Annotated in this window: 31 protein-coding genes; 11 read left to right on the top strand and 20 right to left on the bottom strand. The window is 73.7% G+C overall.

Going from position 1 to position 25,494, the window contains the following annotated elements; all coding sequences use genetic code 11:
- Entirely contained in the window at positions 1-609 is a 609-nt protein-coding gene (locus tag M2302_RS01110) for an isochorismatase family protein (protein WP_280836090.1), read from the bottom strand.
- Positions 610-738: 129 nt separating this feature from the next.
- A complete protein-coding gene (locus M2302_RS01105) occupies positions 739-1,488 on the bottom strand; it encodes a lysophospholipid acyltransferase family protein (RefSeq protein ID WP_280836089.1) in 750 nt (249 codons plus the stop codon).
- Between the two features lie 136 nt (positions 1,489-1,624).
- Here M2302_RS01105 and M2302_RS01100 point away from each other — a divergent pair, with 136 nt between their 5' ends.
- On the top strand, positions 1,625-2,272 hold the full coding sequence (locus M2302_RS01100; RefSeq protein WP_280836088.1) for an alpha/beta hydrolase: 648 nt from the start codon (positions 1,625-1,627) through the stop codon (positions 2,270-2,272).
- Between the two features lie 52 nt (positions 2,273-2,324).
- Positions 2,325-2,687 (top strand): VOC family protein, encoded by a 363-nt coding sequence (locus M2302_RS01095; protein WP_210775658.1) that lies wholly within the window; start codon positions 2,325-2,327, stop codon positions 2,685-2,687.
- A 30-nt stretch (positions 2,688-2,717) separates the two neighbouring features.
- Here M2302_RS01095 and M2302_RS01090 read toward each other — a convergent pair whose 3' ends face one another.
- Both M2302_RS01090 and M2302_RS01085 read right to left on the bottom strand, forming a co-directional pair.
- A complete protein-coding gene (locus tag M2302_RS01090) occupies positions 2,718-4,778 on the bottom strand; it encodes a glycogen debranching N-terminal domain-containing protein (RefSeq protein ID WP_280836087.1) in 2,061 nt (686 codons plus the stop codon).
- Positions 4,778-5,149 carry an SCP2 sterol-binding domain-containing protein gene (locus M2302_RS01085; protein ID WP_280836086.1) on the bottom strand — a complete coding sequence of 124 codons (372 nt, stop codon included), beginning with the start codon at positions 5,147-5,149 and terminating at the stop codon, positions 4,778-4,780. Before M2302_RS01085 ends, M2302_RS01090 begins: the two co-directional genes overlap by 1 nt.
- On the opposite strand from M2302_RS01085, the gene M2302_RS01080 reads away from it, so the two are divergent.
- On the top strand, positions 5,133-6,404 hold the full coding sequence (locus M2302_RS01080; RefSeq protein ID WP_280836085.1) for a crosslink repair DNA glycosylase YcaQ family protein: 1,272 nt from the start codon (positions 5,133-5,135) through the stop codon (positions 6,402-6,404). The genes M2302_RS01085 and M2302_RS01080 overlap by 17 nt on opposite strands.
- A 70-nt stretch (positions 6,405-6,474) precedes the next feature.
- On the opposite strand, the gene M2302_RS01075 is transcribed toward M2302_RS01080, so the two are convergent.
- The 6 genes from M2302_RS01075 to M2302_RS01050 all read right to left on the bottom strand — a co-directional run bounded on the left by M2302_RS01075 (position 6,475) and on the right by M2302_RS01050 (position 12,143).
- Positions 6,475-6,891 carry a CBS domain-containing protein gene (locus tag M2302_RS01075; protein ID WP_088960657.1) on the bottom strand — a complete coding sequence of 139 codons (417 nt, stop codon included), beginning with the start codon at positions 6,889-6,891 and terminating at the stop codon, positions 6,475-6,477.
- A 64-nt stretch (positions 6,892-6,955) separates the two neighbouring features.
- Positions 6,956-7,645, bottom strand: coding sequence for a TMEM175 family protein (locus tag M2302_RS01070; RefSeq protein WP_280836084.1), 690 nt, complete (start codon positions 7,643-7,645; stop codon positions 6,956-6,958).
- 96 nt (positions 7,646-7,741) lie between these two features.
- Positions 7,742-8,182 (bottom strand): PPOX class F420-dependent oxidoreductase, encoded by a 441-nt coding sequence (locus tag M2302_RS01065; protein WP_280836083.1) that lies wholly within the window; start codon positions 8,180-8,182, stop codon positions 7,742-7,744.
- 227 nt (positions 8,183-8,409) lie between these two features.
- On the bottom strand, positions 8,410-9,435 hold the full coding sequence (locus M2302_RS01060; protein WP_280836082.1) for an aspartate-semialdehyde dehydrogenase: 1,026 nt from the start codon (positions 9,433-9,435) through the stop codon (positions 8,410-8,412).
- A gap of 72 nt (positions 9,436-9,507) precedes the next feature.
- On the bottom strand, positions 9,508-10,854 hold the full coding sequence (locus M2302_RS01055) for a pitrilysin family protein (protein WP_280836081.1): 1,347 nt from the start codon (positions 10,852-10,854) through the stop codon (positions 9,508-9,510).
- Positions 10,851-12,143 (bottom strand): pitrilysin family protein, encoded by a 1,293-nt coding sequence (locus M2302_RS01050; protein WP_280836080.1) that lies wholly within the window; start codon positions 12,141-12,143, stop codon positions 10,851-10,853. The genes M2302_RS01055 and M2302_RS01050 overlap by 4 nt, the downstream gene beginning before the upstream one ends.
- Before the next feature lie 108 nt (positions 12,144-12,251).
- Here M2302_RS01050 and M2302_RS01045 point away from each other — a divergent pair, with 108 nt between their 5' ends.
- Positions 12,252-12,995, top strand: a complete 744-nt coding sequence (locus tag M2302_RS01045; RefSeq protein WP_280836079.1) for a phosphodiesterase — start codon at positions 12,252-12,254, stop codon at positions 12,993-12,995.
- Here M2302_RS01045 and M2302_RS01040 read toward each other — a convergent pair.
- Together M2302_RS01040 and M2302_RS01035 are read right to left on the bottom strand one after the other, a co-directional pair.
- Positions 12,962-13,177, bottom strand: a complete 216-nt coding sequence (locus tag M2302_RS01040; RefSeq protein ID WP_179801491.1) for a hypothetical protein — start codon at positions 13,175-13,177, stop codon at positions 12,962-12,964. The genes M2302_RS01045 and M2302_RS01040 overlap by 34 nt on opposite strands.
- Before the next feature lie 95 nt (positions 13,178-13,272).
- On the bottom strand, positions 13,273-14,427 hold the full coding sequence (locus tag M2302_RS01035; RefSeq protein ID WP_280836078.1) for an alkaline phosphatase PhoX: 1,155 nt from the start codon (positions 14,425-14,427) through the stop codon (positions 13,273-13,275).
- 306 nt (positions 14,428-14,733) lie between these two features.
- On the opposite strand from M2302_RS01035, the gene M2302_RS01030 reads away from it, so the two are divergent.
- The 3 genes from M2302_RS01030 to M2302_RS01020 all read left to right on the top strand — a co-directional run bounded on the left by M2302_RS01030 (position 14,734) and on the right by M2302_RS01020 (position 16,380).
- Positions 14,734-15,828 carry a 3-deoxy-7-phosphoheptulonate synthase gene (locus M2302_RS01030; protein ID WP_280836077.1) on the top strand — a complete coding sequence of 365 codons (1,095 nt, stop codon included), beginning with the start codon at positions 14,734-14,736 and terminating at the stop codon, positions 15,826-15,828.
- Positions 15,829-15,896: 68 nt separating this feature from the next.
- Positions 15,897-16,121, top strand: a complete 225-nt coding sequence (locus M2302_RS01025) for a hypothetical protein (RefSeq protein WP_280836076.1) — start codon at positions 15,897-15,899, stop codon at positions 16,119-16,121.
- 46 nt (positions 16,122-16,167) lie between these two features.
- Positions 16,168-16,380 carry a hypothetical protein gene (locus tag M2302_RS01020; protein WP_280836075.1) on the top strand — a complete coding sequence of 71 codons (213 nt, stop codon included), beginning with the start codon at positions 16,168-16,170 and terminating at the stop codon, positions 16,378-16,380.
- Positions 16,381-16,445: 65 nt separating this feature from the next.
- Here the strand turns inward: M2302_RS01020 and M2302_RS01015 are convergent, their stop codons facing one another.
- The 3 genes from M2302_RS01015 to M2302_RS01005 are packed head-to-tail and all read right to left on the bottom strand — an operon-like array spanning position 16,446 to position 17,662.
- Complete coding sequence (locus M2302_RS01015; protein ID WP_280836074.1) at positions 16,446-16,988, bottom strand: DUF1360 domain-containing protein; 543 nt, start codon at positions 16,986-16,988, stop codon at positions 16,446-16,448.
- A 30-nt stretch (positions 16,989-17,018) separates the two neighbouring features.
- Entirely contained in the window at positions 17,019-17,342 is a 324-nt protein-coding gene (locus M2302_RS01010; protein WP_280836073.1) for a hypothetical protein, read from the bottom strand.
- Complete coding sequence (locus M2302_RS01005) at positions 17,342-17,662, bottom strand: DUF6158 family protein (protein WP_280836072.1); 321 nt, start codon at positions 17,660-17,662, stop codon at positions 17,342-17,344. The genes M2302_RS01010 and M2302_RS01005 overlap by 1 nt, the downstream gene beginning before the upstream one ends.
- Before the next feature lie 117 nt (positions 17,663-17,779).
- On the opposite strand from M2302_RS01005, the gene M2302_RS01000 reads away from it, so the two are divergent.
- Both M2302_RS01000 and M2302_RS00995 read left to right on the top strand, forming a co-directional pair.
- The gene (locus tag M2302_RS01000) at positions 17,780-18,184 is read left to right on the top strand and encodes a hypothetical protein (RefSeq protein WP_280836071.1); all 405 of its coding nucleotides are present in this window, start codon (positions 17,780-17,782) and stop codon (positions 18,182-18,184) included.
- Positions 18,185-18,209: 25 nt separating this feature from the next.
- On the top strand, positions 18,210-18,539 hold the full coding sequence (locus tag M2302_RS00995) for a DUF3817 domain-containing protein (RefSeq protein ID WP_280836070.1): 330 nt from the start codon (positions 18,210-18,212) through the stop codon (positions 18,537-18,539).
- 18 nt (positions 18,540-18,557) lie between these two features.
- Here the strand turns inward: M2302_RS00995 and M2302_RS00990 are convergent, their stop codons facing one another.
- Positions 18,558-19,085 carry a DUF6232 family protein gene (locus M2302_RS00990; RefSeq protein ID WP_280836069.1) on the bottom strand — a complete coding sequence of 176 codons (528 nt, stop codon included), beginning with the start codon at positions 19,083-19,085 and terminating at the stop codon, positions 18,558-18,560.
- A gap of 492 nt (positions 19,086-19,577) precedes the next feature.
- Here M2302_RS00990 and M2302_RS00985 point away from each other — a divergent pair, with 492 nt between their 5' ends.
- Positions 19,578-20,555 carry a C40 family peptidase gene (locus M2302_RS00985; RefSeq protein WP_280836068.1) on the top strand — a complete coding sequence of 326 codons (978 nt, stop codon included), beginning with the start codon at positions 19,578-19,580 and terminating at the stop codon, positions 20,553-20,555.
- A 72-nt stretch (positions 20,556-20,627) separates the two neighbouring features.
- On the opposite strand, the gene M2302_RS00980 is transcribed toward M2302_RS00985, so the two are convergent.
- From M2302_RS00980 to M2302_RS00970, 3 genes are all read right to left on the bottom strand, one after another.
- Positions 20,628-21,617: a sigma-70 family RNA polymerase sigma factor gene (locus M2302_RS00980; RefSeq protein WP_280836067.1), complete on the bottom strand. Its 990-nt coding sequence runs from the start codon at positions 21,615-21,617 to the stop codon at positions 20,628-20,630.
- Between the two features lie 451 nt (positions 21,618-22,068).
- Positions 22,069-23,019, bottom strand: coding sequence for an N-acetylmuramic acid 6-phosphate etherase (gene murQ / locus M2302_RS00975; protein ID WP_280836066.1), 951 nt, complete (start codon positions 23,017-23,019; stop codon positions 22,069-22,071).
- Positions 23,016-23,930, bottom strand: coding sequence for a MurR/RpiR family transcriptional regulator (locus tag M2302_RS00970; RefSeq protein WP_280836065.1), 915 nt, complete (start codon positions 23,928-23,930; stop codon positions 23,016-23,018). Before M2302_RS00970 ends, murQ begins: the two co-directional genes overlap by 4 nt.
- A 159-nt stretch (positions 23,931-24,089) precedes the next feature.
- Here M2302_RS00970 and M2302_RS00965 point away from each other — a divergent pair, with 159 nt between their 5' ends.
- Entirely contained in the window at positions 24,090-24,782 is a 693-nt protein-coding gene (locus tag M2302_RS00965; RefSeq protein WP_280836064.1) for an SDR family NAD(P)-dependent oxidoreductase, read from the top strand.
- On the opposite strand, the gene M2302_RS00960 is transcribed toward M2302_RS00965, so the two are convergent.
- Positions 24,767-25,492, bottom strand: coding sequence for a thymidylate kinase (locus tag M2302_RS00960; protein ID WP_280836063.1), 726 nt, complete (start codon positions 25,490-25,492; stop codon positions 24,767-24,769). The two genes, M2302_RS00965 and M2302_RS00960, sit on opposite strands and share 16 nt — an antisense overlap.
- Positions 25,493-25,494 lie beyond the last annotated feature (2 nt).

Raw genomic sequence — 25,494 nt, 5'->3', positions numbered from 1 at the left:
TCAGCTCCGCGCGCCGACCGGGGTCGCCCCGGCCACCTCGTCGACGGTGCGGACGGTGGCGAAGCGGCCGGCGAGGGCGTACTCCGTCCGGGCGGTCATCTCCGCGCCGGAGAGGGTGCGCGGGTCGGCGAGGATCTCCTCGACGGTGGCGGTCGGCGGCAGGTCCCGGTGCGGGGTCGGGAAGGTCACCGTCGCGTCGGTCACGAACGTCATCTCGTAGCCCAGATCGCAGCCGACCCGGGTGGTGGTCTCGACGCACTGCTCGGTGCGGATGCCGCAGACGGACAGCTCGCGGATGCCGGCCATGGTGAGGATCTGCTGGAGGTTGGTGGTGGTGAAGGCGTTGTGCGACGTCTTGACGAGGGTGGGCTCGCCGGCCACCGGGGTCAGCCCCTCGATCAGCCGGACGTGGCCGAGCGCCGGGTCGAAGACGGTCCCGCTGCCCGGCTCGGCGTGCAGGACCCAGACCACCAGGTCGCCCCGGCGACGCGCGGCGTCGACCAGCCGGTCGACCTGGCGCACGATGTCGGGCTGCGACGCGTGGGCCCAGATCGGGCGCTGACGGAAGGACTCCTGGACGTCGATCACGACGAGTGCTGCTCTGCTCATGGCTGTAGATCCTGGCCGGGTGGCTGCCGGGGCGGCAGACACCATCATGCCCGGATGCGGAACGATCCGGTCACCGCCCCGGCCCACGGAAGGCGGGGCGTCGTGCGGGGCGGAGCCGGAGCGGAAGCCTCAGGATGCGGCGGTGCGCCGCCCGCGCCGGTCCAGCTCGGCCGCCTCCTCGAGGGTGGGGGCCGTGCCGCCGAGGTGGGCGGGCTGCCACCAGGCGTCGTCCGGGCCGGCCGGCTTGTCCGGGTACTCCCGCTGGGCCCGGTCGACCAGGGCGGACAGCCGGCTCTTCAGCTCGACGGTCATGGCGGCGGCGTCCGGCCAGTCCGCCGGGTCCATCGGCTCGCCGAGCAGGATGGTGATCGGGGTGTGCCGGCGGGTCAGGTTCTTCGGCCGGCCCTTGGTCCAGAGCCGCTGGGTGCCCCAGAGCGCCACCGGCAGCAGCGGCACGGAGGCCTCCTGCGACATCCGGGCGGCCCCGTTCTTGAGCTCCTTGACGGTGAGCGAGCGGCTGATCGTCGCCTCGGGGAAGACGCCGACCACCTCGCCGCGCCGGAGCGCGTCCACCGCGGCGTTGTACGACCCGGCGCCGGCGCGGCGGTTCACCGGGATGTGCTTCATGCCGCGCATCAGCGGGCCGGAGACCTTGTGCGCGAAGACCTCGTGCTTCGCCATGAACCGGACCAGCCGGCGGGATTCGTGCGCCCCGTAGCCGCAGAAGATGAAGTCGAGATAGCTGACGTGGTTGCTGGCCAGCACGGCCCCGCCGGTACGCGGGACGTGATGGCTGCCCTCGACGGTCAGGCGCAGGTCGAGGACCCGGAACATCGTCTTGGCGGCGGCGATCACAGGGGGGTACACGAGTTCCGACATTCGCCAACTTTACCCCGCGTAGGTTACGGACCCGTAGGGCCCGAAACCGGTCCTCGGTGGTTCGGCCCCGGGTCCGTCGCTCTGCCGCTGGCAGAAGGGCTCGCCCCGGCCGGCGCCCGCGGCCCAGGATGGCGGGATGACGCAACGCGCGGTCCTGCTCTGGATCCACGGCGGCGGGTGGCGTGGCCGGTCGGACGAGGACGGCGCGGCCCTGGCCCGGCTCGGGCTGCGGGTGGTGGCGGCGACCTACCGCTTCTCCCACCAGGCGCACTGGCCGGCGCAGCTCGACGACGTCCGCCGGGCGGCGCGGGCCGCCCGCGAGGAGGCGGGTGGGCTGCCGCTGCTCGTCGCCGGAGACTCGGCCGGCGGCACCCTGGCCCTGCACCTGGCGCTGCGCGGGATCGACCGGCCGGACGACGTGGCGGCGGGGCTGGCGTACTGGCCGGTGAGCGACCCGCTGGACGACGAGTGGCGACGGGCACGGGCCGACGACGACCCGTGGGCCGACCTGCTGGGCCACCCGCCGGCCGCCGGTGACCCCGCCACCGTCGACGCGACCGTCGCCAGCCACCTCGGCAACCGGGTGCCGGTGCTGCTGGTGCACGGCACCGGCGACGCGGCCGTCCCGGTGGGCCAGTCGGTCGCCCTCACCGGCGCGCTCATCGCCGCCGGCCATCCCACCCACGCCTGGATCACCCACGGCGGCCACGCCCCGGCCCTGGACCGGCCGGACATCCGGGCGGTCACCACCGCGTTCCTCGACACCGTCCTACCGGCCCGCTGACCGGCGGAGAAATCCGCCGCCCACTGGGAGTCGGCGGGGCTACCGTCGACGCATGCCGGAGCTGCACTCCATCGTGATCCACTGCCGCGACCCGTACCTGCTGGCGCCCTTCTGGAGCGTGGTCACCGGGCTGCCGGTGGTGCCGGAGGACGAGGCGAAGCTCGCCGACCGGTCGCTGGACCCGGGCGAGTCGGTCCTGCTGCGCGACCCGCACGGGCACCGCCCCGACGTCTGGATCTCCCCCGTGCCCGACCTGCCCGCCCCCGGTCGGATCCACCTCGACCTGGTGGGCGACGCCGAGGAGCGGGCCGACGTGCTGGCGGCCGGCGCCACCGTGGTCCGGGAGCTGCCGGGCTGGACGGTCCTCGCCGACCCCGAGGGCAACGAGTTCTGCCTGCTCCCCCACCGGCCCTGAACGGGCGGCGGGAGAGCAGGCGAAACTGGCTCACTCGACGAGTTTCTCCATGTCCAACCGGCCCCGGGCGAAGGCGTCCACCCGACCCCACCGGCCCGGGATGTCCAGCACCTCGATCCGCCCCATGCCCACCGGCAGCATCGGCTCGACCGCCAGGTGCCCCTCGTGCGGCTCCAGCCCGAGCATGGTGCGCAGCAGCAGCAGCGGGGTGCCGGTGGACCACGCCTGCGGGCTGCACGCGGTCGGGTACTCCACCGGGAACTTGGTCTGCCCCCGGGGATAGCCGCCGAACGCCTCCGGCAGCCGCCCGTTGAAGTACCGGGCGGCGTCGAGGATCCCGCTGGCGATGGTGGCGGCCTCCTCGTTGAAGCCGTACCGGCGCAGGCCCCAGGCGATGAAAGAGTTGTCGAAGGGCCAGATCGTGCCGTTGTGGTAGCCGATCGGGTTGTACCGGACCTCGCCCTCGGCGAGGGTGCGCACTCCCCAGCCGGAGAAGAGCCGGGGACCGACCAGGTGGTGGGCGATCTTCTCGGCCCGGTCCTGGTCGACGATCCCGCTCCACAGCAGATGCCCGATGTTGGAACTCAGGGTGGCGCACTGGCGCCCCTCCGGGTCCAGGGCGAGGGCGTAGTACTCGCCGTCCTCCACCCACCAGTCCCGGTTGAACCGCTCCTTGAGCTGCGCGGCCTCCCGCTCCAACTGGTCGGCGTACCCCGGGTCGTCCCAGAACTCCCGGGCCAGCCGGGCGGCGCGCAGCTTCGCGTCGTACGCGTAGCCCTGCACCTCACAGGTGGCCCGGGGAAACGGCGGCAGCGTGCCGTCGCGGTACTGGATCGAGTCCCAGGAGTCCTTCCAGCACTGGTTCTCCAGGCCGGTCTCGCTGTTGCGCCGCTCGTACCAGATGTAGCCGCTGCCGACCAGGTCGGCGTACTCGTCGATCCACTTGAGCGCGGCCCGGCACTCCCGTTCCAGCTCGCGGACCAGCGCGACGTCCCCGCTCCACTTCTCGTACTCGTCGAGCAGGATCACGAAGAGCGGCGTGGCGTCGACCGACCCGTAGTACGGCGAGTGCGGCTGCTCCTCGAAGGCGGCGGTCTCGCCGTAGCGCATCTCGTGCAGGATCCGGCCCGGATCCTCGTCCCGGAAATCGTCGAACCGGGTCCCCTGCAACGCGCCGAGGATGCGCAGCGTGGTCTTGGACAGGTCGGGGGCGAACGGCAGCACCTGCAGGCTGGTCAGGATGCTGTCCCGGCCGAACATCGTCATGAACCAGGGCAGGCCGGCCGCGGGGAGCGCCGCGCCACCGAGGGACAGCGGCGAGAAGCGCAGCGCCGCCAGGTCGATCAGACTGCGCCGGTAGGTCGACGCCAGCTCCGGGTGTTCACTGTTGACCTTGGGAGCCTTGGCCACCCACTCCTGGAGGTCGTGCTCGAGGGCGAGCCGCTCGGTGCTGTGTGCCCGCACACCCATCCGCAGGTCCCGACCGCCCGGGCCGAGCGCGGACGTGTCCACCTGGATGGCGGTGTCCCACTGCTCGTTGGGCTCCAGGTGGACGCTGAACGCGAACCCGTTCTTGTCGTAGCGGGCCGGGCGGGACGCCGAGATCACCGTCTCCCGCTTGAAGTTGCCCCGCCGGTAGCCCAGGCGCAGCCGGTCCGCCTCCACCTCCGTGTAGATCTCGCCCTTCTTGTTCAGGATCTCGTCCTTGACCTGGAACAGGTCGGCGAAGTCGGAGCCGGCGTCCATCCGGATCTCCAGGTCCACCGGCTTCTCGTCGTGGTTGAGGATGGTCACCTGCTCACGGAAGCTGCCGCCCACGGCGCGCTCCCGGATGATCGACAGCTTGGCGTCGATGTAGTGGGTGGCCATGCCGGGCACCAGGAAGAACCGCGCCTCGTAGTACTGCAGATCGTCGAAGGAGAGCGCGTTGAGCCGCTCGCCGTTGACCGTGAGCACCCACTTCGACAGGAAGCGGGTGTCGAGGGAGAACAGGCCGGTCGGCTCGCTCGGCGTCGCCTCGATGTCGCCGGTGTCCTGGGAGACGACGAAGGTGTTGCCGTCCAGGATGCGGATCATGTTGCTCTGCGCCATCAGCGGGCCTCCCTGCGGAATTCGTGACGGGGGCCGGTGGAGGTGACGGGACCCGGGAAGATCCGTTCCACCTGGAGCAACAGTCGCGGGTTACCCGAGACGGTCATGTCGCCCCGCAGCACCGCGGCGATCGCGTTCTCGCGGCCCGCGACCATGTCTCCGAAGAACACCGGATCGGTGCCGATCACCGTGTCCGCCTCCCGGTCCTCCTGGCTCACCTCGAGCCTGCCCCGGTCGATCTGGAGCAGCCAATGTGTCGTCTGCGCCCCCTCGTGCAGGTCGAAGCGCAACGTCCCCGAGGTCTTCTCCAGCAGGGGCTCGTAACCCCGCCGGTCGAGATCCTCGAAGAACCTCGTGGTCGGGTCCACCATCCACTCCCCCCGTCGATCCACGGCATCACGACGTACGCCGACCGGGTCCCCGTCCGGCACGCCGTCAACCTCGCCCGGATCGGGTGAGTCCGGGCGGGCGTCGTACCCGCGCAGTAGCCTGCTCGACGGACGACGACAGGAGGGCCGATGGCGACGGTGCCGACGGTCGACCGCGGCCGGGTGCTCGCTCACCGGGCCGCGGCGCAGCAGCTCGACCGGCCCGGGCTGCGCCCGGCCGATCTGGCGGTGCTCGACCTGGGCGTGCAGGACACCCCCTACGGCTCGGCCCGGCTGGCGCTGGCCGCGCGGTGCCGACGGCCTCGACGACGACCGCCTGGAGCTGGTCTGGGCCGCCCGGGGAGCGCCGCACCTGCACCGCCGCGCCGAGCTGACCGAGCTGGCCGCCGCGCTGTGGCCGCTCAGCGACGCCGACGCCGCGCGCCGGGTGGCCGGGCGGATCCGCGCCGGGGTGACGAAGCTCGGCACGGTCGCCTTCCAGCGCACCGCGCAGGCCTTCCGGGAGGTGGTCACCACCGCCATGGACAAGGGCGCGGTGAGCCGGGCGGTCACCGACCGCATCCCCGCCGAGCTGAGCTACGACTGCGGGCCCTGCGCGGCGCGGCACGTCTCCGGGTCCCTCTTCCAGCAGGCCGGGCTGGCCGGCGGCGTCCGGCTCGAGGTGTCCGGGCGGGGGGCCCGGCTGGCGCCGCTGGCCGACCGGCCGCCCCTGCCCACGCGGGCGGCGGGCACGGCGGGCCTGGTGCTGGCGTATCTCCGCCTGCTCGGGCCGGCCACCGTGGCGGACGTGGCCGGCTTCCTGGGCACCTCCGCCACCGAGCTGCGAGCGGTGTGGCCGGCGGCCGAGCTGACCGAGGTCCGGGTGGACGGCCGGCGGGCGTGGCTGCCCACCGACCGACTGGACGCGCTGCGGGGCGCCGAGCCGCTGGACGGCGTCCGCCTCCTGCCGACCGGCGACCCGTTCCTGCAGGCGCGGGACCGGGACGTCCTGGTTCCCGACCCGGCGCACCAGCGAGAGCTGTGGCGGATGCTCGGCAACCCGGGCGCGCTGCTGGTCGACGGCGAGATCGGCGGCACCTGGCGGGCCCGGCAGTCCGGCCGGGGTCGGCTCGACCTGACCGTCACCCCGTTCACCCGACTGTCGCGTCGGGCCGGCGAGCGGATCGAGGCGGAGGCGGAGACGGTACGACTGGCCCGTGGGGCGTCCGCCGTGACGGTCCGGGTGGAGTCCGGCTGAGGGACCCCCCGGGCAGGACGGACGCCGGCCCCCGCGAGGGGAGCCGGCGTCACGGCCCGCGGCGGACAGGTCAGTTGTTGGGCTCGTCGGCGCTGATGTCGGCCAGCACCGACTGCGGTTCCCGCTCGACCGCCAGGTCACCCATCGACACCAGGCCGACCAGCTTGCCGTCGTCGATCACCGGCAGCCGGCGTACGGCGTAGGTGCGCATCAGGTCGGCCGCGGCGACGGCGTCGTCGTACTGGCTGACCGTCACCACGTCCTTGCTGGTGACCTGGTTGAGCCTGGTGGTGTTCGGATCCATGTTCTCGGCCACCGCACGGACCGTGATGTCCCGATCCGTGACGATGCCGACCACGTCGTCTCCCGCGGTCACCACCACGTCGCCGATCGCGCTGTCGCGCATCTCCTGCGCCGCCGCGGTGAGCGTGTCGTTGCCGTCCATCGTCACCAACCGGGTCGTCATGAACTCTCCGACCGTTGTCATGGTGCTCCCCTCTCGGTGTCGGCAGGCCCCGTCTACCCGCCACGCCGCAGCAGGTAACGCGTGCTCACCGGTGCCGCCGCAGCCGCCGCCGCAGGTCGTAGAAGCCGTTGCTGGACAGCGCGTAGAACGGCGGCAGCAGCAGGAAGATCACCAGCGCCACCGGCACCGCGCCCAGCCAGCCGACCAGCGCGGCGACCGCGTACGCGCCGATGCCGAACACCGCCCGACCGCGTTCGACGGCGAAGAACCGGGCCGGGACGCGCTCCTGCAACAGGTCCTCGTGCCGGCTGAGGTAGTGGTAGAGCCCGAGCCAGGCGGCGGAGAGGATCACCCCGACCGCCGCGTACAGCACCACCGCCACCGTCTCGTCGGCCCGGTCGCCGGCCTGCACCGACCGGGAGACGACGACCGTGGCGAACGGCAGCAGCGCGGTGCTGAAGAGCACCCCGAGGTTCCACCAGTGCAGGCCGCGATCGGTGCTGCGGATGCGGTGGAAGGTGCCCTTGTGGTTGAGCCAGCCCACCGCGACCCAGAGGTACGACGTGACGTACGCCAGGTAGGTGGGCCACTGTTCGAGCAGGAGGTGCCCCATCCCGCCGGGGTGCACCTCGGGCGGGTTGAGCTCCAGGACCAGCACCGTGATGATGATCGCGAAGACGGCGTCGCTGAACCCGACGGCCCGTGCGGTGTCCGACCGCAGCGCCGCCTCCTCCTGCGCCGCGACCGGTCCCGGTCGTGCCCGCTCGGCGCTCATCGGCTCCCCCGTTCCCGCCGGCCGTGCGGTCGCCGGCGTTACGCAGGAGCCCGGTATACCCGCCGGGCCGCCGCCACACCGCCGCCGCGACAGCCCCTAGCCGGGCGGGGGCATGCCGTAGAGCCGCTCGACGTGCAGGCGCAGCACGAGGCGCCGCTCGGCGACCATGGCGGCGCGGAAGTCGTCCCAGTCGGGGTGTTCGCCCTGCACCGCCCGGTAGAGCCCGATCAGTTCCTCGACGGTGGGGTCGTCCGGTCCGGCCGCCACCGGGGTCAGCTCCGCCCGCGCCTCCGCCACCGCGTACGCCCAGCCGTCCTCGCTGCTGACCTGGAAGCTGGCCCGGGGGTCGCGGCGCAGGTTGGCGGTCTTGGCCCGGTCGTCGGTGACCGAGACGCGGATCAGCGCGCGCTCGCGGTCGAAGGCGTAGAGCACGTTGGACAGCTGCGGCCGGCCGTCCCGTTTGATGGTGGCGAGCACGCCGACCCGGCGGCCGGCGATGAGATCGGTCAGGGCCGCTCGGGCCCGTTCGTCCGCCATGGGATCCTCCGCGTCGCTTTCGGCGGCGTGGTACGCCGCGCGGGCGACACACCTGAGAGGCACCAATATGCCCGTTTGACGGGTCGCCCGCACCCGGATCGACCGGTCCCGCCCGGGCCGGCCCCGCTCACCGGACCGCCGCACCCCGCCGGCGGTGGGCCGGACGGGCACGGCGGACCGGGCGGGGCGGGCGGTGGGCCGGGCCGGCGGAGGGGCGGGCGGGCGGCTCAGCGGAGTTCGGCGGCGACCAGCTCGGCGATCTGCACCGCGTTCAGCGCGGCGCCCTTGCGCAGGTTGTCGTTGGAGCAGAACAGCGCCAGACCGTGCTCGACGGTCTCGTCGGCGCGGATCCGGCCCACGTACGTCGGGTCCTGGCCGGCGGCCTCCAGCGGGGTCGGCACCTCGGACAGGGCCACGCCGGGCGCGCCGTCGAGCAGCTCGCGGGCCCGCTGCGGGGTGAGCGGCCGGGCGAACCGGGCGTTGATCTGGAGCGAGTGACCGGTGAAGACGGGCACCCGGACGCAGGTGCCGGAGACCTTCAGCCCCGGGATGTCCAGGATCTTGCGGCTCTCGTTGCGCAGCTTCTGCTCCTCGTCGGTCTCGAACGAGCCGTCGTCGACGATCGAGCCGGCGAGCGGGAGCACGTTGAAGGCGATCGGCCGGGCGAAGGAGCGCGGCGTGGGGAACTGCACGGCGGCACCGTCGAAGGCGAGCGCGCTGGCGTCCTCGGCGACCTTGCGGACCTGCTCGTCCAGCTCGGCGACCCCGGCCAGGCCGGCCCCGGAGACCGCCTGGTAGGTCGAGACGACCAGGCCGACCAGCTCCGCCTCGGCGTGCAGCGGGCGCAGCACCGGCATGGCGGCCATCGTGGTGCAGTTCGGGTTGGCGATGATGCCCTTCGGGCGGACGGCGGCGGCGTGCGGGTTGACCTCGGCCACCACCAGCGGCACCTCCGGGTCCATCCGGAAGCCCGAGGAGTTGTCGATGACCACGGCGCCGGCGGCGGCGACCCGGGGGGCGAGCTCCTTCGCGGTGCCCTTGCCCGCCGAGAAGAGCACGATGTCCAGCCCGGAGTAGTCGGCGGTCGCCGCGTCCTCGACCGTCACCTCGCCGTCGCGCCAGGGCAGCGTGCGCCCGGCCGACCGGGCGGAGGCGAACAGCCGCACCTGCTCCGCCGGGAAGTCGCGCTCCGCCAGCACCTGCCGCATCACGCCACCGACCTGGCCGGTGGCCCCCACAATGCCGATCCTCATGCCCGCGAGGCTACCCAGGCGGCCGGTCCGGGCGGGAATGCTTTCCCACCGCCCGGACCGGATTCGCCCCGATCAGAGCGTGGCGTCCGTCACCTCGCCGAGCCCGGTCGCCATGAGTTCGTCGCGGATCACCGCCGCGTCGCCCTCCACCACCAGGGTCAGCGACTCCGGGTGCAGGTGGGCGGCGGCCGCGGCGGAGACCTCCGCCACGTCGGCGGCGAGCAGCGCCTCCCGCAGCCGGGCGTGGTAGTCGTCCGGCAGGTCGTGCACCACCAGGGTGGTCAGCGCCGACGCGATCGCCCGCGGGCTCTGCAACTCGACCGACAGCTGGCCGGCCCGCCAGGAGCTGGCCACCGCCAGCTCGTCGGCGGTCACCCCGCCGACCCGGGTACGGGTGATCTCCCCGACCGCCTCCACCAGAGCCGGCGCGGTCACCGCGTTCTGCACGCCGGAGCTGACCGCGAACCGGCCGAAGCGGCGGGACGAGGCGAAGTCGCCCCGGATGCCGTACGTGTAGCCGCGCACCTCCCGGATCAGGTGGTTGAGGCGGGAGGTGAACGCGCCGCCGAGCACCGTGCCGGCGAGCGTCATCGGCACGTGGTCCGGGTGGGCACGGTGCGGCGACGGGTGCCCGAGCCGCAGCGTGGACTGCACCGAGCCGGGCCGGTCCACCAGGAGGATCCGCCGCCCGGTGTGCAGCGGCACCTCGATCGGGCCACCGCGTTCGGCCGGGCCGCCGCCGGTGCCGGCGAACGCCGCCGCGGCGAGCGCGTCCAGGTCGAGGCGGTCCAGGTCGCCGGCGACGATCAGCGTGCCGGGCCGCAGGAACCACTCCGAGTGGAAGACGGTGACGTCCTCGACGTCCAGCGCGGCCACCGAGTCCGGGTCGCCGTACATCGGGCGGCCCCACCGGTTGTCGGCGCCGAAGAGGTCGGCGCGCAGCGCCGCGTCGGCGCGCGGGCCGGGGTTGGCCCAGTCCATCCGCAGCGCGGTCGCCTCGTCGTCGCGGACCCGGCGCACGTCGTCGGGGTCGAGCCGGGGCGTCCGGACCGCCTCGGCGAGCAGCTCCACCGCCGCGCTCAACCGGTCCACCGGCACCTGCACGCTGACCTGGAAGGAGTCCCAGTCCAGCCCGGTCACCAGCTCGGTGCCGAGCCCTTCGACGGCGAGCGCGAAGGTGGTGGCGTCCCGCTGGGCGGTGCCCTCCTCCAACGCCTTGGCCAGCACCCCGCCGAGCCCCTCCTTGTCGACCGGCTCGCGGCCGGCCCCGGCGTCGAGCAGCAGCACCGCCACGGCGAGGTTCTGCCCGGGCAGGTGGGCGGCGACCACCCGGCCGCCGGCGACCTCCCGGCGGACCACGGCGGGGAACCGGTACGGGCGGGGGGTGCCCGCGCCGGGACGGGCGGTGATCAGCGTCATGGGGTCTCCTCCGGCAGGTAGGTCAGGGTCACCCGGTCGTCGGCGCCGAGCAGCTCGGCGGCCTGCTCGGCGATCTGGTCGGCGGTCACCGCCAGCCAGGCCGGCAACCGTTCGGCGGCCTTGGCCGGGTCGCCGAACTGGGTGGCGTACCGGCCGAGGGTGTCCGCCCGGCCGTCCACGGTGGACATCTGTCGCCACCAGGCGGTGCTCAGCAGCGCCTTGGCGCGGTCCAGCTCGGCGTGGGTCACCGGCACGGTGGCCAGCTCGTCGACCACCTCGGCGACCCCGGCGGCCAGCCGCTCGGCGCCCACCCCGGTGCGGGCGGTGGCGGTGGCGATCAGCGGCGCCGGGGCGTGCGCCAGGTCCACTCCGTACGCGCCGACCAGGTCCGGCTGGGCGATCCGTTCCCCGTCCGCGAGGCGCTGGTAGAGGCGGCTGCCCCGGCCGCTGCCGAGCACCGCGGCGAGCACGGTGGCCACGTCGTACCCGGGGGTGCCGAAGGGGTGGGTGCGGTGCGCGACGTACACCCGGGGGGCGGGGACGTCGGTGGTGACGGTCTCGACGGCGGCCCGGCCGGTGGCCGTGACGGTCCGGCCGTCCGGGGCGGCCGGGATCTCCTGGCGCGTGGGGATCGCGCCGAAGTACTTGTCGGCGAGCGCGAAGACCTCGGCGGCGGAGGCGTCGCCGACGACGGTGAGCACCGCGTTGTCGGGCGCGTAGTAGGTGGTGTGGAACGTCTGAAAGGTGGCCAGGTCGGCGGCGTTCAGGTCGGCCATCGAGCCGATCGTGGCGTGGTGGTACGGGTGGCCGGGCGGATACAGCAGCGGCAGCAGCCGCAGCCAGGCGTCGCCGTACGGCACGTTCTCGTAGCGCTGGCGGCGCTCGTTCTTCACCACGTCGCGCTGGTTGTCCAGCGTCTCCTGGGTGAGCGCCGGGACCAGGCCACCCATCCGGTCGGCCTCCAGCCAGAGCGCCAGCTCCAGGTGCTCGGCGGGGACGGTCTCGAAGTAGTTCGTCCGGTCCGGGTTGGTGGTGGCGTTGAGGGAGCCACCGCAGCCCTGGATGAGCTTCATGTGCTCGGTCTTGGCGACGTTGAGCGAGCCCTCGAACATCAGGTGCTCGAAGAGGTGGGCGAAACCGGTCTGCCCCGTCGGCTCGTGCCGGGAGCCCACGTCGTACCAGAGATTGACCGCCACCGCCGGAGCGGTGCGGTCCTCGCTCACCACCACGCGCAGGCCGTTGTCCAGTCGGGTCGTCTCGATGGGCCAGGGGTAACCGCTGTCGGGCATGACCCGACGCTATCCGATCTCCGGGGCGGAAAGGGGACAGCTCATCCGTCCGCGAGCCCACCCGGCGCGGCGGGCATCTACCGGGCGGCGCGGGGTACCGCAGCGGGCATGCCGACCCCCTCGGAGTCCGTCGCCGCCGGCGCGGCCGTCGCCGTCGCCGGGGCCGCCGCCGTCCTGACCCGCTGGCGCGGGGCCCGCCTGCTGCATCCGACCGGCCGCGCGTTCACCGCCGAGGTGATGATCTGGGGTACGCCCGGACCGCCGACCGGCGTGGCGCTGCTCGACGAGCCGGGCCGGCACCGCGCCACCGTGCGGTTCTCCCGTGGCGTGCCCACCCCGGACGGCTGGCCGGACGTGCTGGGGCTGGCGGTCCGGCTGCACCTGGCCGACGCCCGGGCGTTCGACCTGCTGGTCAGCTCCAGCGGGGCCGCCCCGGTGCTGCGCAACATGCCGCTGCCCCGGCGGCGCTTCGCTGGGACGTACAGCACGATCCTGCCGTTCCGGGTGGGGACGCGGCGGCTCTGGCTGGCGGCGCTGGCCGACCCGGACTCCCCCGACCTGGGCCGGAGTCTGGCCGAGGTCGCCGCGGCGACCCGGGCGGATGCGCCGCGGCTGGTGCTCGCGGTCGCGTCCGCCGTCGGGCCGTGGCGGCCGTTCGGCCAGGTCACCCTCGGCGGGCAACTGGACGCCCGGACGGACGCCGCGCTGGCCTTCGACCCGGTGCGGAACCTGCCGGCGGGCCTGCGGATGGCGGGTCCGCTCGCCTGGCTGCGTGAGCAGAGCTACCGGGGGTCCCGCCGGGGCCGGGGCGCGGTCGATCAGTCGGGGGGTTCGATCGGGGTCACGGTCTGATCAGAGGTGCGGTGCTCCAGCACCGTGTCCGGGGCGGCGTTCTGGTCCTCCTCCCGGATGTCGGACTCGGTGAGGATGGCGTCGGCCTGCGCCTGCGCGTCCTCGCTGCCGACCGACGCCTCCTCGGGCAGCAGGTGGGCGCGGGACTCGACCCGCTCCTGGTCGCTCTGCTCGTGACTCATGCCGGGTCTCATACCCCGCCGGCCCGCCCGACACGCCACAAGATCGCCGTGGGCCGGTCCGGCGCCGTGCGGCGCCGGACCGGCCGGGCGGAGACTCAGCGGAACGGGCCGCGCACCTCGTAGGTGATCCCGCCGGAGGAGGAGCCGGAGGTGCCGCGCTGGGACGAGAAGTAGAGCCGGCTGCCGTCCGGGGAGAACGCCGGGCCGGTGATCTCCGACGAGGACTGCCCGGTGATCCGAACGAACGGCGCGACCACCTCGTCCGGGGTGATCAAATTGATTTCCATGTTGCCGCCGTCCTCGGCGACGTAGAGGTCGCCGGAGCGGGCGCCGGTGATGTTGTCCACCCCGGTCAGCGGCGCCGTGCCGCCGGTCACCAGCGAGTCGTCGTACGCCAGCTCGATCCGCTGGTTGACCGCGTCGTACGCCCAGACCCGGTTGTCGCCCTTGGTGGTGAACCAGCAGGTGCCGTCGGCGTACCAGCAGCCCTCGCCGCCGTTGAACTTCTTCGCGCCGGAGACCTGCTGGCGGGTGGTGGTCGGCGAGCCGTCCGGGTCGGGCACCCGGGCCCAGCTCACCGGGCCGCTGGTGGCGGTGCCGGCGACCAGCACCTCCAGGGTGCCGGCGGAGAGGTCACCCCAGACCGTGGGCCGGAACCGGTAGAAGCAGCCGCTGCTCTCGTCCTCGGTCAGGTAGATCACCTTGCGGACCGGGTCGGCGGCCGCCGCCTCGTGCTTGAACCGGCCGAGCGCGGGCCGGCGCACGGCGCTCGTCCCGCCCTGCGGGTAGGTCTCGTAGACGTACCCCAGGCTGACCTCCTCGCAGGAGAGCCAGGTCCCCCACGGGGTGGCGCCGCCGGCGCAGTTCTGGTTGGTGCCGGAGAGGATCCGGTACGCCGAGGCGATGGTGCCGTCGGCGTTGAACCGGATGGCCGAGGCGCCGCCACCCGGGGTGATCTCCGAGTTCGAGACGTAGATCCAGCCGGTGCCGGTGGCGAAGCAGGCGCCGCCGTCCGGGGCGTCGTGCCAGGTGTACGACGTGCCGGCCACGACCTGCCGGGACCGGGCGACGATCCGGCTGGTGAAGCCGGCGGGCAGCTGAAGGCCGCGGGCGTCGGCGGTGCCGAGCGGCCCGTACGGGGAGACGCCCGGCTGGGCCGGTGCGGCGAGCGCGGCGCCGGACCAGAGGCTGCCGGCGAAGGCGGCGGCCCCGCCGGCAGCGGTGGCGCGCAGGACGGTACGACGGTCCATCGGTTACCTCCGGGGGTTGCGAGCGGTGCCGATGAAGTTACCCCTGGTCGCATCGACGGAGGTAAACATCGGACGAGGCTTTCCCGACGCCCCGGTGAGCCTTCCCCGTCCGGTCGGGTACGCTGGCCGACGTGACGCGCTCGTATCGATGGTTTAGGCAGCCGGCTCCGACGCCGGTGACCTCGCCATGAGCTGACGTCACCTTCGTTTTCGAGCCGGCCGGGCAGGAGCTTGAAGCTCCTGCCCTTCTGCATACGAGCAGCCGGCTCCACCCGGGCACCGGCCCCGGGCACGGTCGGCGAAAGGATGCCCACCGTGACCACCCCGGAGACCGACGCGGTCATCGACCAACGGATCGACCGCGTCGTGCCGTTGACCACGCCCGCCCTGCTCCTGCACGACCTGCCCCTGCACGCCCCGCTCGCCTCGGCCGTGCTGGCCGGCCGACGCGCGGTCGGCCGGGTGCTGGACCGCGCCGACGACCGCCTGCTGGTGGTGGTCGGCCCCTGCTCGGTGCACGACCCGGCCGCCGCCCTGGAGTACGCCCACCTGCTGCGCGAGGCCGCCGACCGGCACGCCGACGACCTGCTGGTGGTGATGCGGGTCTACTTCGAGAAGCCGCGTTCCACGGTGGGCTGGAAGGGCCTCATCAACGACCCGGCGCTGGACGGCTCCGGCGACGTCAACCTCGGCCTGCGGACCGCCCGGGCGCTGCTGCTGGACGTGCTCCGCCTCGGCCTGCCGGTGGGCTGCGAGTTCCTGGACCCGATCACCCCGCAGTACATCGCCGACACGGTGGCCTGGGGCGCGATCGGCGCCCGGACGGTGGAGAGCCAGGTGCACCGGCAGCTCGCCTCCGGGCTGTCCATGCCGATCGGCATGAAGAACCGCCCGGACGGCAGCATCGGTACGGCGGTGGACGCGATCCGGGCGGCCGGCGTGCCGCACGTCTTCCCCGGCATCGACGTCTCCGGCACCCCGGCGATCATGCACACCCGGGGCAACGCCGACGGGCACCTGGTGCTGCGCGGCGGCGGCGGCCGGCCGAACTACGACGCGGAGTCGGTGGCGGGCGCGCTGGACCTGCTGCGGGCCGCCGGCCTGCCCGAGCGGTTGGTGGTCGACGCGAGCCACGCCAACAGCGGCAAGGACCACCGCAACCAGCCGAAGGTCGCCGCCGACGTGGCCGGCCAGCTCGCCGCCGGGCAGCGCGGGATCGTCGGCATCATGCTGGAGAGCTTCCTGCTCGACGGCCGCCAGGACCTGGACCCGACCCGGGAGCTGACCTACGGCCGCTCGGTCACCGACGCCTGCATCGGCTGGGACACCACCGCCGAGGTCCTGGACCACCTGGCCGCCGCCGTGCGCGCCCGCCGGGCGGCCCTGCCCACCCCCGCCTGATCGGGTGTCTGGAGACCCGACAGCCTCTGCGCGGGTTTGGGCGATTCGGGTGGGGGTAGCTGGGCGGAGTGACCGATGACGCACCGGTGACCGACGAGGTCGACACCGGGCAGCTCGACGAGCTGCTCGACGACATCTACCACGGCCAGGAGCGGATCAGCCAGGCGGACATCTACCGCCGGGCGGTCGCCGCGGAGCTGCCGCCGACGCTGCTCGCCCGGATCGCCGCGCTCCCCCAGGGCGAGTACGCGGTGGACGAGGTGGCCGACCTGCTGGGCGGTTCGGCGGCCTGAGCGCGCGGCGCACGGGGGTGGACGAAGACGACGAGAGGACGACGGCATGACGCACCACGAGGGGCACGAGCACGAGTCCGTGCCGGCGCTCGGCCAGCCCCCGGAGGGCCGGGACACCACCCCCGAGCCGGACTTCGCCAACGAGCACGACCGCACCGCGGTGGACCGCGACGTGATCACCGACGAGGACTCCGACGAGCGTGAACCGGAGGCCTCGCGCGGCTGGGCCGGCGAGGATGGCGGCACCACCCCGACCTGAGCGGGACGGGACGACGCGAAAGGGGGCCGGCGCAACAGTGCCGGCCCCCTTCGCGCGTACTGGGGTCACTTCTCGTCGTCGTCCCCGCCCTCGGCGGCCCGCTGGGCGACGGCGTACCCCATCTGGAGGAAGTCCGAGGCGGCGACCGCGGTCAGTGCGGTGGCCACCAGCCGGGTCAGCCGGGGCGCGAGCACCAGGCCGCCGGTGAGGCCGGTGGCCACCCAGACGGCCAGGCAGAACGGACAACTCAGCAGCTCGCCGATGGCGTGCCGGGTCGAGCTGCCCCGGTCGCGGACGTGTTCCATCACCTCGCCGCTGCCGGCCGGGTGGTCGTAGCGGGTGAACGGGGCCCGCAACGGGCTGGTGATCGCGTCCTTGGAGAGCAGCCGGCTGAGCTTGTGCGTGGCGATGGAGAGCAGCACCACGTCGGCCGGGGCGGGCCGGTCGGGCACCGGCCGGCCGGTCGCCCGGACCAGGCCGGCCAGGGACGCGGTGACCGTGGCGTACGTGCCCATCGCGGCCAGGTAACCGCCCAGCGGCCGGTGCTCGTGCGGCGCGTACGCCTGGCGCAGCCGCGCCACCTTCTGTTTCAGCCCGCCCTGGGTCACCACGTCTCCTCGTTGCTCGTCACGTTCCGCTCATCCCGCGGTCAGATTGTCGGCCACCTCGCGGGCGAGGTTGGTAAGGGTCTCGTCGGCCAGGCCGTCGTCCCCGCCGGTGAGGTCGAGGCGGACCCGGGACCCGCCGGCGTCGGCCGGCTCCACCTGGATCTCCGCCGACCACCCGGGGGCGGCGGCGCTGCTCCACCGGGCCCGCAGGTCGTCGGCGCTGGCCTGGGGGTGCTCCCCACCGTCGGACCGCAGCGGCTCCGGCAGCCAGGCCGAGGCCCGGTCCGGGTCGGTCGCGGTGTTGAACACCACCTCGGGCGGCGCGGACATCCCCCGCTCGGCGTGCGTGCCCATCAGGCGTCCCGCAGCCGGCTCGGATCCACCTCGCGCCCGGGGTGCCGGGCCAGGTACTCGGTCTCCAGCTCGGCGGTGCGGCGCAGGTGGTGGGCGAGCGCGGAGTCGGCCGCGTGGCGCAGCGTGTCCAGCCGGGTGCGGTGCAGGCTCTGCATCTCCCGGATCAGGTCCTCGTCGTCCAGCTCCGCCGGGTCCACCCCGAGCAGCTCTCCGTCGACGTTCGCGCCGGTGGCCGACGTGTCGCGGGCGTGGTCGCCGTCCCACTCCGTCATCCGCTGCTCCGGGCTGACGTCACCGGACTGGCGTACTGATTCGGTCATGTCGCCCCCTCGGGCTCGTACGGGCTGGCATCTAGACGGATGCCCAGCCGGGGTGTCACCAAACCCTCCTACGACACCGCGTCGGAGAGGCCGAGCCGTCCCGGTACGCTCGATGCCATGAAACGGCTCTGGACACCGGCGTGGATCGCCCGCCACGTGGCCATGGTCGTGCTGGTCGTCGGGTTCCTGGCGCTGGGCTGGTGGCAGATCAGCCGGGCGGCCTCGGGCAACACGCTGAGCTGGGCGTACGCCGTGGAGTGGCCGATCTTCGCCGGCTTCGTGGTCTTCGTCTGGTGGCGTGAGGTCCGGCACACGCTGCGCGGCCCGGCCGCCGCCGCGCCGGAGGCGGCCGGTGGCGCCGCGCCGGATCCGGGCGCGCCGGCGGTACGCCGCCCGGTGCGGGTGGCCCGGGTGCCGGCCGCGGTCGACGCCCCGGACGACGCGGACCTGACCGAGTACAACCGCTACCTGACATGGTTGAACGCCAATCCGGGCGCGAGGCCCGGTGACTATCCCGGCTGAGGCCGGTGCGGAAGGACGGACGACGGTGGGCGGAGCCCTTACCCGGTACCGCGTGATCGCCTGGATCGTGGGCGTGGCGCTGGCCGTGCTGGTGCTGATCGGCATGCCGCTGAAGTACGCGTTCGACGAGCCGATCGTGGTGGCGGTCGTCGGCACGGCGCACGGCTGGCTCTACATGCTGTACCTGGCCGCCACCTTCGACCTGGGCCGCCGGGTGAACTGGCCGCTCAAGCGGATGCTGCTGGTGATGCTCGCCGGCACCGTGCCGTTCGTGTCGTTCGTCGCCGAGCGCAGGGTCACCCGGGATCTCGCCGCCCGGCAGCCGCAGGCCCCGGAGCCGGTCGCCGCGCACTAGGCCCGTGCGGGCTGCGGTCTAGGCCCGTCGGGGCTGCGGTCGCCAGTAGCCGGCCGCGGTGGCCGGGTCCTCCGCGTCGGGATACCGGTGCAGTTCCCGGGCCTGGTTCAACGCCCGGCTGACCTGGCCGAACTGCCGCTCGTCGTCGCTGCTGAACAGCAGCACCTCGACGCCGCCGCAGTGCCCCCACAGCTCGTACGCCGGCGGCCGCCAGCGGTCGCCGGCCAGCGCCAGCAGCACCGGCAGCAGGAACACCACCCCGAGGGTCAGGTACGCCCCGGCGGTGAGCCGTTGCAGCCCGCCGGTGAAGCCGAGCAGCACGCCGACGCCGGTGATCAGGGTGGCGGTCACCGCGACGGCGCGCACGGCCAGCCGGTCGTGCGGCCCGCGCCCCACCCGCAGGTGGGTGAGGTCGGCGACGGCGAAGGTGTTCCGACCGACGGTGAACCGTTCGGTGGTCACCACGATCCCCGGGCGCGCGTAGAGCAGGGTCGTCCCGCGCGACGAGCGCGGCGGGCGGGTGGCGGAGCGGTCTGCCTGCTGCACGGCGTCCTCCCAGGGGCCGGCGGCGTCGGCTCTCCCACCGCCCCGTGCCTGCTCACGGCGGGATTCCCGGCACCGGGTTCCATTCTGTTGCCCGCCCGCCAGCCGTGCCGGTCGGATTCCCGCCTCCGCGGCGGCGGGCCGATCAGGGCCGCCCGCATCTGGCCTCCATTTCGGGTTTGTCCGGCGATCGTCGCTCACGTGCCACGACATCCGCCCAGAACGACGAATCCGGCGCAAGCGGCCAAGAGCGACGAAGTACCCGCGCCACGCCGCCCGCCACGCCACAGCGGCGTCAGGGGATGTCACGCTGCGCAGCGGCCTTTCCTGCCCCTTTGCCAACTTTCGCCCCGGCTTCCCCTGCGCGTCACTCCCGTCCCGGGTTACGTTGGGCGGGCCGGCGCGGTCGGCCGCCATCCGTCCGGATGGCCCCGAGCCGGTGCCGTCGGGGGCGTCAGCATCCCCCGAGGGCCCGTGGAGAGGAGCCTTCCGCTCTTGTCGTCCTTACGGATGCTGGTGCGAACGCTCACGGTCGCCGGCCTCACGGCCGCGCTGATCGCCCCGTCGTCGATGGCTCGGGCCGAGCCGTCGGTGGCCGAGCTGACCGCACGGATCGAGAAGTCCTCGACCGAGCTGGAACGGGTCGTCGAGTCTTACAACAAGCTCAACGAGGAGATCAAGGCCAACAAGAAGACCGCAGCCGCGCTGCACGCGCGGATCGGCCCGCTGGAGGAGCAGACCGCGCGGAGCCGGGCGGACGTCGGGCACATGGCCGTCACCGCGTACAAGACCGGGGGCCTGCGGACCGCGCAGGCGCTGCTGGAACCGGGCGGGTCCGCCTCCCTGCTGGACCGGCTCAGCACGATCGACCGGCTCACCCGGGAACGCCAGGATCGCATCGCCGGCTTCACCACCAGCCAACGCAGGTTGGTCGACGAGAAGAACCGGCTGGACGCGACGCTGGCCCGGGAGGCCGCACAGGCGCGCAGCATCGCGAACACCAGGAAGAAGATCGAGCGCGACCTGGCCCGCCTCTACGAGCTGCGCCGGGCGGCGTACGGCCAGGCCACCGAGGCGCCGAGCCCGCGGCCGGCCGCCCGCTCCGCCCCCGACGCACCCGCCGTGGCGGGCAGCGCCGGGGTGGCCGTGCGCTACGCGTACGGGGCGATCGGCAAGCCGTACGTCTGGGGTGCCGACGGTCCCAACGGTTACGACTGTTCCGGCCTCACCTCGGCCGCCTGGCGGGCGGCGGGAAGGTCCCTGCCGCACAACACCCGGATGCAGTGGGGCGTGGTGACCCACATCGGCCGCGGTGATCTGCACCCGGGAGACCTGGTCTTCTACAGCGGCCTGGGCCACATGGCCCTGTACGTCGGTGGCGGCCAGATCATCGACGCGCCCAGCGCCGGGCGCAACGTGCTCAAGCGGGACATGGACATCATGCCGATCCAGGGCTACGGCCGGGTCCGCTGACCCCGTCCCGGCACGGCGAACGGCCGGCGTCCCCCTATCGGACGCCGGCCGTTCGCCGTCATTACTACCAGGTCAGGCTGCCTGCAGCCCCTCGGCGCGGGCCAGCTCGCGGAGCCGGCCGAGGGCCTGGATCTCCAGCTGGCGGATCCGCTCCCGGGAGAGCGAGAAGCGCGACGCGACCTCGGTGAGCGAGTGCTCCCGACCGTCCTCGAGCCCGTACCGGGCCCGCATGATGCCGGCCGACCGGTCGTCGAGGTGGTTGAGCAGACCCTCGATCCGCTGCCGCTCCAGGCCGGTGAGGACGATCTCCTCCGGCGACGGGGCGTCGCTGTCGGCGACCAGGTCGCCGAGCTTGGTGTCGCCGTCGTCGCCGACCGGGGTGTCCAGCGACACCGTGTCCTGCGACCAGCGGACCAGCTCGTTGACCCGCTCGACGGTGACGCCGAGGGCCGCCGCGATCTGCTCCGGCTCCGGGTCGCTGCCCAGCTCACGGGTGAGCTGCCGGGCCACGTTGCGCATCCGGTTGACGTCCTCGACCAGGTGCACCGGCAGTCGCACGGTCCGCTCCTGCTGGGCGATCGCCCGGCTGATGGCCTGACGGATCCACCAGGTCGCGTACGTCGAGAACTTGTAGCCGCGCTCGTAGTCGAACTTCTCCACCGCGCGGACCAGGCCGGTGTTGCCCTCCTGGATCAGGTCCAGCATGGGCATCCCGGACCGGACGTAGCGGCGGGCGATCGAGACGACCAGCCGCAGGTTGGCCCGGATGAAGAGATCCTTGGCGCGCTCGCCCTCGACGACCAGGCGCTCCAGGTCCTCCCGGTCGACGCCCTCGGGGACGCGGTCCTCGCCGAGCAGGTGCTCGGCGTACAGGCCGGCCTCGATGGCCTTGGAGAGATCGACCTCCTTGGCGGCGTCCAGCAGCGGCGTCCGGGAGATCTCGTGAAGGTAGACGCCGACCAGGTCGCGCTCCTCGGCGACCTCGTCGGTCCGCATGCCGATGTTCTTGTCCACGTTGCCCACGGTCCCCTCGCTAGCGCCGGTTGCCCGGTTCCTTGCCATCCCCACGTCCATCGGCCCTCCCCCGTAACCTCCGCTGTGCCCGTCGGTGCTGACACCTACACAACAGATGAGACGTGTCGGGGATTCCATGTCGTGAGTCGAAAGTGTCACGAATGCCTGAGTATCAGCTGTAAGCCACGTCCACGTTTGCTGTCAGCGCCCATTCGGGGCTCACCAACTTCGCACCGCGAACAGGCTGGCGGATCAGGGGAAATCGACCTCCGCCCCTGGCAATCGCACCATTGCGACCCCAACGACGCAGCGACCCTCGTCACCGCCCGGCTGCGATCCTGGTCACTGCCAGATACGCACCGGTGTACCGGTCGGTTCATCCGCTCCGGGATTGATTACCCCGCCCCCTGGACAACAATCCGGGGCGTGCGGGACGTCCCGTCCGTGACGTGTTCCGCGTCTCACCCGGTGAGTGGGCGCACCGGGGCGGCGGAGGGCGTCAGGAGGCGAGCAGGGCGAGCGCGCCGCGCACCTGGTGCGCGCTGCGGGCCAGGGCCGCCCGGGCGGCGGACACCTCGGCTCCGGAGACCAGCGAGACCAGGGCGGTCTTGAGATCGCCGGCGGCCTCGTGCAGGGCCCGCCGGCAGATCTCCTCCGAGCAGTTGGTGGCCTCCATCAGGATGGAGATCATCCGCCCGCGCAGCTTCGCGTTGGTGGCCACCATGTCGATCATGAGGTTCGAGTAGACCCGGCCGAGGCGCACCATCACGGCCGTGGAGAAGCTGTTCAGCACCAGCTTCTGCGCGGTGCCCGCCTTCATCCGGGTCGACCCGGTGACCACCTCCGGTCCCGTGTCCACCCCGATGAACACGTCGACCGAGGAGGCGGCCTGCGCCTCCGGGTTCGCACAGAGCAGCACCGTGGCGGCACCCTGCGCCCGGGCTGCGGCGAGCGCCCCGAGGACGTACGGGGTGCGCCCGCTGGCCGCCAGGCCGACGACCAGGTCGCCCGGTCGTACGCACTCGGCCGCCTCGGCGGCGCCACCCCGCTCGTCGTCCTCGGCGTCCTCGACGGCGCGCCACATCGCGTCCGGGCCGCCGGCCAGGTGGGCGCAGAACCAGTCCCGCGGGGAGTTGAAGGTGGGGGCCAGCTCGGCGGCGTCGAGCACCCCGAGCCGGCCGGAGGTGCCGGCGCCGAAGTAGTGCACCCGGTGCCCGCCGCGCAGGGCCGCGACGGCCAGGTCGACGGCCGCGGCGATCTCGTCGAGGACGGCCGCGACGGCGGCCGGCACCCGGCGGTCGGCGTCGTTGATGACGGTGAGCACGTCCCGGGTCGACATCAGGTCGAGGTCGGCGCTGTCCGGGTTGCGACGCTCGGTCGGAGCGCCCACCCGGACCACCGGTCGGGCCACGGTCGCCGCCTCGTCCGGCTCCACCCGACCGGCGGTCACCCGCGCCTCCGACCCGGGCCGACCCGGTGCGACTGGACCGCCTCGGCGGTCGCCTCCAGCGCCTTGCGCGCCCGCGCCCGGTTCCGCGCGGCCACCCCGACGAAGAGCACGTCGACGACGGTGAGCTGGGCGAGCCGGCTGGCCATCGCGCCGGAGCGGTAGGTCGTCTCGCGGGCCGCGGTGGTGAGCACGAAGTCGGCCACCTCGGTGATCGGCGAGCGGGGGAAGTTGGTCAGCGCGACGGTCGCGGCGCCCCGCGCCCGGGCCTGCTCCAGCACCTCGATGACATCGGAGGTGGTGCCGGTGTGCGAGATGCCGACGGCGACGTCGCCCTTGCCGAGCAGCGCGGCGGAGGTCAGCGCGGTGTGGATGTCCGGGAAGTAGAAGGCGGTGCGGCCGATGCGGTGCAGCTTCTGCTGGAAGTCCGAGGCGACGAAGCCGCTGGCGGCGGCGCCGTAGACGTCGATGCGGCCGGCGGCGGCGATGGTGTCGACCACCCGCTCGCAGACCGCCGGGTCGAGCTGCTCGGCGGTCTCCTCGACGGCCCGGGCGTCGTTGAAGGCGATGGTGGCGATGATCTGCGCCAGGTCCGCGCCGGGCGGGATGTCACCACCGACGACCCGGGCGTCCGGCGGCTCGACCCGGCGGGCGGCCTCGGCGGCGAGCCGGATCCGCAACTGCGGGTAACCGTTCATGCCGACCGACCGGCAGAACCGGATGACGGTGGCCTCGGATGTCTCTGCGGCGGTGGCGAGATCGGTGATGGTCCGCCGCGCGGCGTCGGCCGGGTCGGAGACGACCAGCCGGGCCACCCGCTGCTCGGCGGGCGACAGCGAGGGCAGCAGGCCGCTGATGTGGACGATCAGCCCACCCGGCTCGTGACTCGCAGAAATCTTCGTACTCTTCGCCACGGATGAAACTTACTTTCATGAACGGTGGCCCGTCAACCATCACCGCGCGTATCCGACAACAAGTATCCCCCGCGCGCGTCACGTTCCGGCAGCTTGTGCGGTCACCGCAGCATGACGCTCCGGTCCGCCGCGGTCCAACACCACGCTACGGTGTCCCGCATGGCGGATCGCAGCGTGCTGGTCACCGGCGGAACGGGCGGGCTCGGCGGGGCGGTCACCGCCGCCTTCGTCCAGGCCGGCTGGCGGGTGGTCGTACCCCAGCGGGAGAGCGCCACCGGGGCGGGGCCGGCGGCGTCCGGCCCGGTCCGGGTGATCGCGGACCTGATGGACCCGGCGGGCGTCGAGCGGGCCGTGCGGGCCGCCGCCGACGACCCGGCAGCGCCGCTGCGCGCGGTGGTCAACCTGGTCGGCGGGTACGCCAGCGGCGGCCGGGTGCACGAGACGCCGGTCGAGGAGTTCGAGCGGATGCTCTCGATCAACCTGCGGCCCACCTACCTGGTCACCCAGGCGGCACTGCCGCACCTGATCGCGGCCGGCGGCGGCGCGGTGGTCTGCGTCTCGTCCCGGGCCGCGCTCGCGCCGTTCCCCGGGGCGGCCGGGTACGCCACCGCCAAGGCGGCCGTGCTCGCCTTCGCCAACGCGGTGGCGGTCGAGTACCGGGCCTCCGGCGTCCGCTGCAACACGGTGCTGCCCAGCGTGATCGACACCCCGGCGAACCGGGCCGCCCAGCCGGGCGCCGACCACCGCCGCTGGGTGACCCCGGCCGAGATCGCCCCGGTGATCCGCTTCCTCGCCTCGGACGACTCCGCGCCGACCAGCGGGGCGGCCGTCCCGGTCTACGGGCGGGCCTGAACGGGCGACCGCCCCGGGATCGCCGGGGCGACCGGCCGGTCGGCGGCCGACGCGTCGACAGCCGGCGGGTCGGCCTCGGGCGGTAGCCAGGCCGCCAGGTGGGCGCGGATCCGCCGCTCCACGTCCTCCGGCGTGCCGCCGGCGTCGACCAGCACGAAGCTCGGGTACTCGGGCAGGGTGCGGTACGCCGTGTCGGCGGCGGTCAGCCAGCCCATCGTCTCGTGGTCGTCGCCGCGCCGCTCGATCCGCCGGTACGCCTCCGCCGGGTCCACGGTGAGCAGGAAGGTGACCTGTGGGGCTGGGAAGAGCCGGTAACCGACCCGGGCCAGCCGCTCCCAGCGCTGCCCGCCGTGCGCCCGGATGCTGGCGTACTGGCAGGCGGAGTAGCGGTCCATGACGGCCGTGCGGCCCGTCACCAGGCAGCTCAGCAGCGCGGCGGCGATCGCCAGCCAGCGCAGCACCGACTCCACGGCCAGCACGCCGCTGCGCCCCACCAGGCGCTGCGCATCGGGGCGGCCGAGCCGGTTGGCGAGCCGGCCGAGCCAGCGCCGGCCGCCGGCGTTGCGGTGGTAGGTGGCGGGCCGGCCGGCCGCGGTGAGCGCGTCGGCGAGCCGGTGCGCCTGGGTCGTCTTGCCCGAGCCGTCGATGCCGATCAGGGCGACGCGGCGAAGTCGGGCCGTGCCGCCGGTCGCAAGCAGTGATCCGGCCACCC

Origin of the sequence: Micromonospora sp. A200 (genome assembly GCF_029893845.1) — a bacterium.
Taxonomy (GTDB): domain Bacteria; phylum Actinomycetota; class Actinomycetes; order Mycobacteriales; family Micromonosporaceae; genus Micromonospora; species Micromonospora purpureochromogenes.
The sequence above is the reverse complement of the archived record's forward strand: the minus strand, read 5'-3'. Positions and strand labels throughout refer to the sequence as shown.